8 protein-coding genes are annotated in these 12637 nt (G+C 68.9%); 7 read left to right on the forward strand and 1 reads right to left on the reverse strand.

The features are described 5' to 3' along the window. The first annotated feature begins 20 nt into the window (after window positions 1–20). From DFO68_RS08210 to DFO68_RS08240, 7 genes are all read left to right on the forward strand, one after another. Window positions 21–1196 carry a toxic anion resistance protein gene (locus DFO68_RS08210; RefSeq protein WP_133483179.1) on the forward strand — a complete coding sequence of 392 codons (1176 nt, stop codon included), beginning with the start codon at window positions 21–23 and terminating at the stop codon, window positions 1194–1196. Window positions 1197–1272: 76 nt separating this feature from the next. Continuing rightward, the gene (locus tag DFO68_RS08215) at window positions 1273–2580 is read left to right on the forward strand and encodes an ATP-grasp domain-containing protein (RefSeq protein WP_243726469.1); all 1308 of its coding nucleotides are present in this window, start codon (window positions 1273–1275) and stop codon (window positions 2578–2580) included. Window positions 2581–2629: 49 nt separating this feature from the next. Further along, window positions 2630–4660 (forward strand): CocE/NonD family hydrolase, encoded by a 2031-nt coding sequence (locus DFO68_RS08220; RefSeq protein ID WP_133483180.1) that lies wholly within the window; start codon window positions 2630–2632, stop codon window positions 4658–4660. A 50-nt stretch (window positions 4661–4710) separates the two neighbouring features. Continuing rightward, window positions 4711–6105, forward strand: a complete 1395-nt coding sequence (locus DFO68_RS08225; protein ID WP_133483181.1) for an MFS transporter — start codon at window positions 4711–4713, stop codon at window positions 6103–6105. 34 nt (window positions 6106–6139) lie between these two features. After that, window positions 6140–6661, forward strand: a complete 522-nt coding sequence (locus DFO68_RS08230; RefSeq protein WP_133483182.1) for a retropepsin-like aspartic protease family protein — start codon at window positions 6140–6142, stop codon at window positions 6659–6661. 95 nt (window positions 6662–6756) lie between these two features. Then, entirely contained in the window at window positions 6757–8469 is a 1713-nt protein-coding gene (locus DFO68_RS08235) for a VRR-NUC domain-containing protein (RefSeq protein ID WP_133483183.1), read from the forward strand. Beyond that, window positions 8466–10772 carry an ATP-dependent DNA helicase gene (locus DFO68_RS08240; protein WP_133483184.1) on the forward strand — a complete coding sequence of 769 codons (2307 nt, stop codon included), beginning with the start codon at window positions 8466–8468 and terminating at the stop codon, window positions 10770–10772. The genes DFO68_RS08235 and DFO68_RS08240 overlap by 4 nt, the downstream gene beginning before the upstream one ends. A 7-nt stretch (window positions 10773–10779) precedes the next feature. On the opposite strand, the gene DFO68_RS08245 is transcribed toward DFO68_RS08240, so the two are convergent. After that, entirely contained in the window at window positions 10780–12597 is a 1818-nt protein-coding gene (locus DFO68_RS08245) for a monovalent cation:proton antiporter-2 (CPA2) family protein (protein ID WP_133483185.1), read from the reverse strand. Window positions 12598–12637 lie beyond the last annotated feature (40 nt).

A 12637-nucleotide genomic window follows, 5' to 3' on the forward strand; every position in this document is an offset into this window, starting at 1 on the left:
CGATTCTTCGAGAGGTACTCATGACCCAGCAACCCGAACGTGGCCCCCGCCTGTCGCTGCCCCCGGTGGAGGAGATCGCCCATCAGCTGGATGGCAGCGGCTCGGCGGGTAGTCCACATGACCCGTCGCTGGCGGCCGAAGCCGATGCCTTCGTCGATGAACTGGAGGGCGGTGGCGATGCCGAGTCGCTGGCGCAACAGCGCCGCGCTATCGATGAGCTGGGCCTCGAGCTGCAGCAGCAGGCCGCTCACCAGAGTGCCATGCTACAGGCTCCGCTGCGCCAGCTGGCTCACCACGGCGACGAGGGCGGGCCGGTGGCCAAGGCGCTGGTTGACCTGCGCGGTCGAATGCAGGCGCTGGACCCTGCGCGGCACCGCCTGTCGCCGGGTCCGCTGGATCGCCTGCTGGCGCTGCTTCCGGGCGCCGGGAGTCGCCTGCAGCGCTATTTCCGCAAGTTCGAGACCGCCCAGCAGGCGCTGGATGCGATCATCGCCGACCTGGAAGAGGGGCGCGATATGCTGCATCGCGACAACCTCACCCTGAGTGACGACCAGCAGTCGCTGCGCGAGAGCCTTTTCGAGCTCCAGCGCCAGGTCGAGCTGGGTCGGTTGATCGACGAGCGACTGCAGGCCGCCATCGCCCGCCGCGACGAGGAGGACCCCCAGCGACGCTTCCTCGAGGAGGAGCTGCTGTTCCCGCTGCGCCAGCGCATTGTCGATCTTCAGCAGCAACTGGCGGTGTGCCAGCAGGGCGTGCTGGCGCTGGAGGTGATCATCCGCAACAACCGCGAGCTGATGCGAGGCGTCGACCGGGCCATCAACGTCACCGTCTCGGCGCTGACCGTGGCGGTCACGGTCGCTCTGGCCATCGCCAACCAGCGGCTGGTGCTGGACAGTGTCGAGGCGCTCAATGCCACCACCTCGGAGATGATCGGCGGCACCGCCCGGGCGCTGCGCCAGCAGGGCGTGGACATCCAGCAGCGGGCATCGTCGGCGATGCTCGACATGCAGGCCCTGGAGCAGGCCTTCGGCGAGGTGATGGGCGCCATTGATGACTTGTCGCGTTATCGCCGCGAGGCCCTGCCACGGCTGGACGAACAGATCGACCGGCTGGCGGCTCTGGCGGGCCGAGGCGGCGAGGCCATCGATCGCCTGCAGCGCGGCCGGCAGGGGCAGAATACCGCGGAACGCGACTGACATGGTCACCCTTTCAACGCGCGCACTGGACTATGCTGCTCAGATGCGTCGAGTTCGGCGCGCAACAAGAGGTGGAATGATGGACCAGGTCAACAACATCTTCGTGATAGGGCTTAACGACTTCAATCGGCAGCGTCTCGAGACGCTGCACGGTGCCGGGCAGTGGCGATTCCACGGGGTGATCGCCCCCGAGGCGGTCTATGACACCGAGGAATTCGACATCGACGCCATGCTGGGGGAGGCCACGGCGCAGCTCGAGGCCTTCGAGGGCTCCATCGATGCCATCGTCGGCTACATGGACTTCCCCGTCTCGACCATGCTGCCGATCCTCTGCGAACGCTTCGGTACCACGACCACCTCGCTGGAAAGCCTGCTCAAGTGTGAGCACAAGTACTGGAGCCGCCGGGTACAGCGTGAGGTGATTCCCGATCATATCCCGGCCTTTGCCGCCTTCGATCCCTTCGATGACGAGGCGATGACCCACATCGGCGAGGCGGGACTCTACTTTCCCTTCTTCATCAAGCCGATCAAGTCCTCCGGCTCGCGGCTGGGCTTTCGCATCGACACCCCCGAGGACTTCTACCAGGCCATCGAGCAGCTGCGTGCCGCCATCGGCCTGATCGCCGACCCCTTCAATAGCGTGCTAGAGCAGGCCCAGCTGCCGCCGGAAATCGCCGCGGTGGACGGACATTTCTGCATGGCCGAGGAGATCATCGGCGGCTGGCAATGCACCGTGGAAGGCTACGTCTACAACGGTGAAGTGGTCAGCTACGGTATCGTCGATTCGCTGCGCTATCCCCAGGTGCTGAGCTTCTTCCACTACCGCTACCCGTCGGGACTTCCCGATGACATCCAAGCGTCCATGGTTGAGCTCACTGACAGAATCATGACCCATATCGGCTATGACAATGCCGCCTTCAACATCGAGTACTTCTGGGACGAGGTGCAGGGACGCATCTGGCTGCTGGAGATCAACACCCGCATCTCCCAGTCGCACTGCGACCTCTTCGAGAAGGTCGACGGGGTCAGCAACCAGCAGGTGACCATCGACCTGGGACTCGGCCGGCGCCCCGATATGCCGCATCGCGAAGGTGCCTTCCCGATCGCCGCGAAGTTCTTCTATCGGGTGTTCTTCTCCGACGCCCAGGTAACCCGCGTTCCCTCGTCGCAGGAGGTCCGCGCGCTAGAGGCCGACTTTCCAGGCACCAGAATGGATATCCAGGTGGAGGAGGGGCAGTGGCTGTCGTCGCTGCCCGAGCAGGACAGCTACAGCTATGCCCTGGCGCATATCTGGATGGGAGCGTCCAGCGCCGAGCAACTGCTCGAGAACTACGAGCGGCTGGCGTCGCGCATGGCGTTCGAGTTCGATAATATCCAGGGCTGAGGTGCCACCGGCCATAAGCGGGGCTCCAACGGACAAGGAGAGCACGACCATGCGTATCGTCAACGACTTCCCCCGCCGCGTCATGGAGGAGGAGACCTGGATCCCGCTGCCCGACGGCAGCCGGTTGGCGGCGCGCATCTGGCGACCGGTGGATGCCGAGAGCCATCCCGTGCCGGCGATACTGGAGTACCTGCCCTACCGCAAGCGCGACCTCACCGCCGAGCGCGACGTCCAGACCCATCCCTACTGGGCGGGCCATGGCTATGCCGGGGTGCGGGTCGACATCCGCGGTACCGGCGAGTCCGACGGCGTGCTCACCGACGAGTACCTGCCCAGCGAGCTCGAGGACGGCGTGGCCATCCTCGAGTGGCTCGAGGCCCAGCCCTGGTGTACCGGTGATGTCGGCATGATCGGCATCTCCTGGGGCGGCTTCAACGGCCTGCAGATCGCCGCCCTGCGCCCCCCGCAGCTCAAGGCGGTGATCACGCTATGCTTCACCGATGACCGCTACGCCGACGACATCCACCACATGGGTGGCTGCCTGCTGGGCGATAACCTGTCCTGGGCCTCGACCATGTTCGACGGCAATGCCTGTCCCCCCGACCCCGAGCTGGTCGGCGAGCGCTGGCGGGAGATGTGGCTCGAGCGCCTCGATGGCAGCGGCATGTGGCTCGCCCAGTGGCTCGAGCACCAGCGCCGCGATGACTACTGGAAGCACGGCTCGATATGCGAGGATTACTCGCGCATCCAGTGCCCGGTGTATGCCGTCAGCGGCTGGGCCGACGGCTACTGCAACGCCGTCTTCCGTGTCCTGGAAGGGCTCGAGGTGCCGCGCAAGGGGCTGGTCGGGCCCTGGGCCCACAAGTACCCGCATCTGGGCGTGCCGGGACCAGCCATCGGTTTCCTGCAGGAGTCGCTGCGCTGGTGGGACCAGTGGCTCAAAGGCGTCGATACCGGGATCATGGACGAGCCCATGCTGCGTGTCTGGATGCAGGAGTCGATGCCGCCCTCGGCGCGCTACGGCGAGCGCCCCGGGCGCTGGGTCGCCGAGCCCAGCTGGCCGTCCCCCAACATCATGGCCGAGGCCTGGCGGCTCACGGAGGGGCATGACCTGGTGCCGGACGATGAGGCGGGAGAGGACGACGGCGCCACGCTGGATATCCGCTCGCCCCTCTCGGTGGGGCTCTATGCCGGCAAGTGGTGCTCCTACAATGCGCCCCCGGACCTGCCCCACGATCAGCGCGACGAGGACGGTGGCTGCCTGATCTTCCAGACGGCGCGCCTGACGGCGCCACTGGAGATCTGTGGATCGCCCGTGGTGGAACTCGAGCTTTGTGCCGACCAGCCGGTGGCCATGGTGGCGTTGCGTCTTTCCGACATTGCCGAGGACGACAAGGCCACCCGCGTCTCCTATGGGCTGCTCAACCTGACCCACCGCGACAGCGACGAGCACCCCGAGCCGCTGGAGCCCGGCCAGCGCTATCGGGTTCGGATTCCCCTCAAGCACATCGCCCAGCAGTTCCCGGCGGGTCATGCCATCCGCCTGGCGCTCTCCACCAGCTACTGGCCGCTGGCCTGGCCCGCGCCGCAGCCAGCGCGGATCACCGTATGGCCCGGCGCCAGCCGGCTGCTGCTGCCGCGACGCGAGCCGCGTCCTGCGGAGGAGGCCGCGCTGCCCGACTTCGATGAGCCGGAAGGCGCGCCGCCCCTGGCCAAGACCCTGCTGCAGCCCAGCCAGGAATCGTGGCGGGTGATCCGTGACCTGGCCCAGGATCGCACCACTCTGGAAGTGATCAATGATGAGGGTCGCTACCGAATCGATGATATCGACCTCGAGATCGCCGCTCGGGTCACTGAGCGTTATGCTTACGCCTACGGCAGCTACGATAGCGTCAGCGGCTGGACGGAGTGGCAGCGCAGCTTCAAGCGCGGCGACTGGGAGGTCAGCACTCTGACCCGCACCCTGCTGACCAGTGACGACGACAACTTCCGCATCCGGGCCACCCTGGACGCCTGGGAGGGGGAGACCCGGATCTATGCGCGCACCTGGGACGAGACCATTCCCCGCGATCTCGTCTAGGGCAGGGGAGGCTGCTATCGTGAGCGCCTGACTCTCACAAGGATGCGCCCATGAGCCTCACCCCCGCCGCCGCGGCATCGACACCGCGCGCCTCGCGCAAGGAGATCCTGGGCTGGGCGATGTTCGATTTCGCCGGCCAGGCCTACACCCTGCTGATCATTACCGTGGTGTTCGGCGAGCTGTTTACCACGGTGATCGTCGGCGACCGCGGCGATGGCTACCGCCTGGCCAACTTCCTGTGGAGCCTGGCGCTGGCGGTGAGCTACCTGCTGGTGGTCCTCACCGGGCCGCTCTGCGGGGCGGTGATGGATTATCGGGCCGAGAAGAAAGGTTTCCTGTTCATCAGCTACCTAGCCACCGTGGCCACCACCGCCATGCTCTACTTCGTGGCGCCGGGCTACGTGGTGCTGGGCGTGGTACTAATCGTGATCGCCAACTACGCCTACTCCATGAGCGAGTCTTTCATCGCCGCCTTCCTGCCCGACCTGGGCCCCCCGGAGGACCTGGGCAAGATCTCCGGCTTCGGCTGGGCGCTGGGCTATGTGGGTGGGCTGTTCGCCGCGGGCTTCTCGCTGGTGGCGCTGGGCGAGGCCACTGCGGAGAACTTCGAGCGCGTCCGCTGGGTCGGGCCCTTCGCGGCCGGTTTCTTCCTGGTCGCCGCCGTGCCCACCTTCCTGTGGGTGAAGGAGCGCGGCACGCCCCAGCCGCCCGGCAAGCCCTACCGCGAGATCGCCCTGGAGCGCGTCTCGACGACCCTGCACGAGCTCAAGCGCTTTCGCGACCTGGGGATCTTCCTGGTCTCGCTGCTGTTCTCCATGGCGGGCGTCTACATCATCATCGCCTTCGCCTTCATCTATGGCGCCCAGGTGATCGGCTGGGACGAGTCGGTGCGCAACCTCATGTTCATCATCGTGCAGATCACCGCGGCGGCAGGCGCCCTGGGCTTCGGCTTCCTCCAGGACCGTATCGGCACCCGGGTCACCTACCTCTTCACCCTGGGGCTCTGGGTCGCGGCGATACTCGCCATCTGGGCCACCCCGGAGGTTACCGCCTTGCTGCATGCCCGTCTCGGGCTCGACTGGCAGGCCCAGCACCTCTTTCTGGTGGTGGGTTGCCTGGCGGGGCTCTCCTTGGGCTCCAGCCAGTCCGCCAGCCGCGCGCTGGTGGGGCTCTTTTCGCCGAGCCGCAAGGCCGCCGAGTTTTTCGGCTTCTGGGGGCTGGCCAACAAGCTCGCCGGGGTAATCGGCATCATCGGCCTGGGGCTGCTGCAGTCGCTGGTGGGGCTCAAGGGGTCGATCCTGCTCTGCGCGGTGCTCTTCGTCATCGCCATCCTGGTCTGCCTGTTCGTCGACCAGGCCCGGGGCCAGCAGGCGGCCCGTGATTGGGATATCCGCAACCCTCGCCAGGACGCCCCGGCTTCGGGGCGGAATCCCCCTGTGGCATGATGCTCGCAAAGGGCAGACGCCGGGAGGGAAGGTCATGAGCGAGGAGCGCGCCACGCGCCGTGCGGGGCTGGGCATGATGCTGCTGTTCTGGGTGCTATTCCTGGGCGGCGGGGCCTGGTGGCTTCACGGCTACCTGGAGGCGCAGCGCAACCCCAACGCCCATCTCGCCAGTGTGGCGGGCACGGACGAGCCGCTGGTGCTGGAGCGCAATCGCGCCGGCCACTTCGTGGCCACCGGGCGCATCAACGACCAGCCGGTGGAGTTCCTGCTCGATACCGGCGCCACCTATGTCGCGGTACCGGCCGACATGGCCGAGCGGCTGGGGCTCGAGAGTACCGGCAGCGCCTGGTTCAATACCGCCAACGGTCGCGTGCGCGGCGAGCTGGCTACCCTCGAGACGGTGAGCCTGGGCGGGTACGAGGCCCACGGCGTGCGCGGCTCGATCAGCCCCGCTCTCACTGGTGACGCGGCGCTGCTGGGGATGAGCTTTCTTAACCGCTTCGACATCGAGATCCGTGATGAGCGTATGGTGCTGCGCCCCGCACAGCGGCGCTGAGGTGGTCATGGCGAGATCCCGCGTCGTCCCTGCTGGCAGCTCGAAGAGACCAACGCAAGATGCCGTTGTCGTGTCGGCCCTGATACCATGGATGCATGAACAGTATTCCTGCCGCAGCCCCGGTCACCGCGTCCCTGGACGACCCGCGCTACTACCTGGCGAACTTCCGCTTCGTGCTGGCGTGGGTGGCCGAGCGCCACGCTGATCTGCTAAACACCGCCGAGCACCGCTTCCTGGCGGACTTCGCCGCCCTGCCCGAGGCCTCCCAGGCGCTGCTGGTGCGCATGGTGATGCGCAAGGGCGAGCACTTTCGCACCTCGCGCCTGCGCTATCCCGAGATCGGCGACACCGAGGCGGCGCTCGCGCCCCTGGTCGAGGCGGGCCTGGTCGAGGCCGCCCCCGCGCTCGACCTGGCAGAGCTCTTCGGTCAGTTGCGCCTTGCCGAGCTGCGCCGTGCCCTGGCCGGCGAGATCGCCGCCGCGGGGTTGCCCGCTGCCACCAGCAAGGCCGTGCTGTTCGAGGCGCTGTCGCCGCGGCTTACCAAGGCCCTCCCGCTCGCCGACTGGTGGCCCGCGGCGCCGGATAGTGTCGTGCATCTCGTCGTGATGGCAACCTGCGAGCGGCTGCGGCTGATGTTCTTCGGCAACCTGCGCCAGGACTGGGCCGAGTTCGTGCTCACCGAGCTCGGCTTGCAGCGCTTCGAACGGGTGGCGATCACCGCCGACTCCCGGGCCTTCCGGCGCCGCGCCGAGGTGGATGCCTACCTGGCGCTGCACCGCCTGCGCGAGCGGCTCGAGGCCGGGGAGGCGGTATCGGTATTGCAGGCCGAGCTCCCCACGCCACTGGCCGACAATGCCTGGCTGGCGGAGCGCCATCGGCGGCTCTGCGTGGCGCTGGGTCGCCAGGCGGAGCGCGAGGGGTTGGGCGAGTCGGCCCTGGCCCTCTATGCCGCTGCCGGCTGGCCGGAGACGGGCCATACCGGCAGCGTCGAAGCGCGCATCCGCCACCTGCGCCTGCAGGAGCGCCGCGGGGAGCACGCCGCGGCCCTGGCCCTGGCCGAGCCCCTCGCCGCGGCCCCGGCCAGCGAGGAAGAAGCCCAGGCGCTGGGCCGGCTGGTGCCACGGCTGCGCCGCCGGTTGGGCCTGGCCCCGCCGATGCCTCGCCGCGCCCCGGCATATCGGCAGTGGACCCTGACCCTGCCGCCCGGCCCGGTGGAGGCCGTAGTGCGCGACCACCTGCATGGCGAGGCGGCGCCGGTGCACTACGTGGAGAACACCCTGCTCACCGGCCTCTTCGGGCTGCTGTGCTGGGAGGCGCTCTTCTCGCCACTGCCCGGCGCCTTCTTCCACCCTTTTCACCACGGCCCAGCAGATCTCTACCGAGAGGACTTCGTGGCCCGTCGCCGCGAGCGCTTCGCGGCCTGCCTGGCCCGGCTCGACGATGGCAGCTATCGCCAGGCGATCCGCGCCACCTGGCGGGCGAAGCAGGGGCTGGCCTCGCCCTTCGTGCATTGGGGGGCGCTCGATGAGGTACTGCTCGAACGGGCACTGGCCTGCCTGCCGGCCACCGATCTGCGCGCCTGCTTCGAGCGGCTGCTCGGCGACCTCAAGGCCAACCGCGCCGGCCTGCCGGACCTGATCCAGTTCCTTCCCGAGGCGCCGCAGGGCGAGCCGCGCTACCGGCTGATCGAGGTGAAGGGCCCCGGCGACCGGCTGCAGGACAACCAGCGGCGCTGGCTGGCTTTCTTCCAGGCCCGGGGCATGCCGGTCGTGGTCTGCCACGTGCGCTGGGCGACGGGCGAGGCATGAGCGAGGGGCTGCGCTATCGGGTGACGGTGCGCACGCTGTGCGACTTCACCGCCCGGGAGGGGGACCTGGACCACCGCTTCACCCCGGCGCCCAGCGCCCGGGAGGGCATCGCCGGCCATGCCCTGGTAGCAAGGCGGCGGGGCGAGGGATACGAGGCCGAATTGCCGCTCTCCGCTTCCTTCGAGGGGCTGACAGTGGGCGGCCGGGCCGATGGCTTCGACCCGGCGTCCAACCGCCTGGAGGAGATCAAGACCCATCGCGGGCGCCTGGAGCGCATGGCCGCCAATCAGCGAGCCCTGCACTGGGCGCAGGTCAGCGTCTATGGCGCGCTGCTGTGTGCCGAACGTGGCCTGACCTCGTTGACCCTGGCGCTGGTCTACCTGGACATCACCACCGGCCACGAGACCTTGCTGACTCGCGAGGCGAGCGCCAGCGAGCTCTCGGCCTTCTTCGCGTCCCAGTGTCGTCGCTTCCTGGCCTGGGCCGAGCAGGAGGCGATGCATCGCCAGCGCCGTGACGAAGCCCTCGGCGAGCTCGCCTTTCCCCACGACGCCTTCCGCGCCGGCCAGCGCGACCTGGCGGAGAGCGTCTACAAGGCCGCCAGCACCGACCGCTGCCTGCTGATCCAGGCCCCCACCGGCATCGGCAAGACCCTCGGCACCCTCTTCCCGCTGCTCAAGGCCATGCCCCGCCAGGGACTCGACCGCGTGGCCTTTTTGACCATGAAGACGCCGGGACGCCGGCTGGCGCTGGATGCCCTGGCCGTCCTCGGGGCCGGGGCGGGGGCCGCCGGGAACGCGGACGCCGCGCCCGCACCGCTGCGGGTGCTGGAGCTCACCGCCCGGGACAAGGCCTGCGAGTATCCCGGCCGCGCCTGCCACGGCGCGGCCTGCCCCCTGGCGGCGGGCTTCTACGACCGGCTGCCGGCGGCGCGCCAGGCCGCCGTGGCCCAGGGCTGGCTCGACCGCGAGGCGTTGCGCGAGGTGGCCCTCGAGCATGGCGTCTGCCCCTACTACCTGGGGCAGGAGCTGGCGCGCTGGTGCGACGTGGTGGTCGGCGACGTCAACCACTGGTTCGACGCCAACGCCCTGCTGCATGGCCTCGCCCGGGCCAACAGCTGGCGCCTGGGGCTACTGGTCGACGAGGCGCACAACCTGGTGGAACGCGCCCGGGGCATGTACAGCGCTGAGCTCGACCAGCGCCGCCTCGCCCGACTGCGCCGTGAGGCGCCCGAGGCCCTGGCGCGCCCCCTGGGACGCCTGGTCCGGCAGTGGCAGGCCCTGGTCCGGGAGGCAGGGCTGGGCGAGGCCGGTGAGCCGGGCCGGCCGGCCTACCGGGTGCTCGATGGCCTGCCCGAGGGGATGGTCGCCGCCCTGCAGGGGCTCGCCAGCGCCATCACCGAGCATCTGGGCGAACACCCGGACCAGGCCACTCTGGCGCTCCAGGAGCTGCTCTTCGAGGCGCTGGCCTTCACCCGCCTGGCGGCGACTTTCGGTGAACACTCGCTATGCGATCTGACTCGCCACGGCCGCGGGCGCGCGGTGCTGGGGCTGCGTAACCTAGTGCCGGCGGACTTCCTGGCGCCACGCTTCGCGGCGGCCCGTTCGACCGTGCTGTTCTCGGCGACCCTGAGCCCCGCCCACTACCACCAAGACCTGCTGGGCCTGCCGGCCGATACGGTGTGGCGCGAGGTCGCTTCGCCGTTCGCCGCCGAGCAGCTGGAGGTGCGCATCCGCGCCGACATCTCCACCCGGCTGCGCGATCGGGAGGCCTCGCTTGCGCCCATCGTCGCCGAACTGGCCGGGCAGTACCGCCGCCGGCCAGGCCACTACCTGGCCTTCTTCAGCAGCTTCGCCTACCTGGAGGCGGCTCTGGCACGGTTGCAGGCGGCCCATCCGCAGATTCCCGTGCGCGCCCAGGCCCGCGGCATGCGCGAGGAGGCCCGCGACGCCTTCCTGGCCGGCTTCGCACCGGGCGGGCGGGGAATCGGCTTCGCGGTACTCGGCGGGGCTTTCGCCGAGGGCATCGACCTACCAGGCGAGCGGCTGATCGGCGCCTTCATCGCCACCCTGGGGCTGCCACCCTTCGATCCCTTCAACGAGGCGCTCAAGGCACGCCTGGCCGCGCGTTTCGGGTGTGGCGACGACTACGCCTATCGCATCCCCGGGCTGATCAAGGTAGTGCAAGCGGCGGGGCGTGTGATCCGCGGCCCCGGCGACGAGGGCACGCTGGTGCTGATGGATGACCGCTTTGCGCGCCGCGAGGTGCGGGCCCGGCTGCCGGGGTGGTGGGCGATCGATTGATCGCGCCTCAGCGCTGCCCCTCGGGGATCTCCTCCACCCGGGTGGCGATGTCCTCGTCCGCCTCGTAGAGCGCCTCGAGCTCTCGAGCGGCCTCCTGGATGGTCTGGATCTGCTGCGTCTCGTTGCCGAACACCTCGAGCTGGCGCAGCAGCGCTTGCTCGTCGTGGTGGCGGAAGGTGTCGATGGTGTGCTGGGCCTGCTCGCGGGGGATGCCCAGGCCGATCAGCACATCGCGGGTCAGCTCGAGGCTGGCGGGCAGCAGCTCACGCACGATGTGGGTGATGCCGGTGCGCATCAGCAGGTGGACATGGTGGCGGTTGCGCGCCCGGGCATAGAGTTCGAGGTGTGGAAACTGGCGCCGCACCTGGCCGACGATGCGCATCGAGGCCTCAGGGTCGCCCACCGCCACCACCAGCACTCGCGCCCGGTCGGCCCCGGCAGCCTTGAGCAGGTCGATGCGCGAGGCATCCCCGTAGTAGACCTGGTTGCCGTAGCGGCGCACCACCTCGACTTGGTCGGCGTTGATGTCGAGCACCGTGTAGGGGATCTTCAGCCCCTGCAGGGCGCGCGCCATGATCTGCCCGAAGCGGCCGAACCCGGCGATGATAATCTGCGGGGCGTCATCGGGCAGGGAGTCAAAGTCGCGCTTCGCGGCAGGGGAGGTGAAAAGGCGCCGCAGGCCCCGCACATGCAGCTGGAAGAGCAGCGGGGTGGTCGCCATGGAGAGCGAGATCACGAGTATCAGCAGGCTGACCAGCGACGGGTCGAGCAGCGCGGCGCTGGCGGCGGCGGAGAGCAGCACGAAGCCGAACTCGCCGCCCTGGGAGAGCAGCACCGCGAGGTTGAGTCCGTCCTTCCAGCCGGTGCCATAGCGCTTGGCGGCGACCAGCATGGCCAGCGCCTTGATCAGCACCAGCCCCAGGGTCAGGCCGAGCACGGTCAGGGGCATTTCACTGAGCAGGCCGATATCGGCCGTCATGCCCACGGCCATGAAGAACAGCCCCAGCAGCAGGCCTCGGTAGGGTTCGATATCGGCCTCGATATTGTGGCGGTAGTTTGAGTCGGCGAGCAGCACGCCGGCGATGAAGGCCCCCAGGGCCATGGAGAGCCCGGCCAGCTCCATCAGCAGTGCGGCGCCGATCACCACCAGCAGCACGGTGCCGGCGAACACCTCGCGGCTGCGGGTGGCCGCGGCATAGTAGAACAGCGGCCGCAGCAGGTAGCGGCCGCCGACGATCAGGCCGAGGAAGGCGCCGAGCGCCATCAACACCTCTCGGAGCAGCGCTGGCAGTCCGTCGGCCAGCAGGCTGTCGGTGGCCAGCATGGGAATCAGGGCCAGCACCGGGATCGCGGCCAGGTCCTGGAACAGCAGCAGGGCGAAGGCGTTGCGACCGTGGCGGGTCTGCAGCTCCTTGCGCTCGCCGAGCAGCTGCAGCACCAGCGGCGTAGAACACAGCCCCAGGCTGAAGCCCACCACCAGTGCCGCCGCGGGGGAGAGCCCCAGCCACCAGGCGGCCAGCGAGAGCACGGTGGTGGTGATGGCCACCTGCAGGCTACCGAAGCCGAACACCGGCTTGCGCATCACGCGCAGGCGCGAGGGCTTGAGCTCCAGGCCGATCACGAACAGCAGGAAGATGATGCCGAGCTGCGAGAACTGCAGCACTGCCTCGGCATCGCCCACCAGAGCCAGCACCGAGGGGCCGATGACCACCCCTGCGACGAGATAACCCAGTACCTCGCCGAGCCCCAGGCGCTTGAAGAGCGGCACGATCAGCACCGCGGCAGCGAGAAAGATCAGCGCATTGAGCAGCAGGTCGATGGCCAAGGGCGACTCCTTGCGAATGGCGGTGGGGAGCCCCATTCTA

It is taken from the genome of Halomonas ventosae (assembly GCF_004361885.1).
GTDB lineage: Bacteria > Pseudomonadota > Gammaproteobacteria > Pseudomonadales > Halomonadaceae > Halomonas > Halomonas ventosae_C.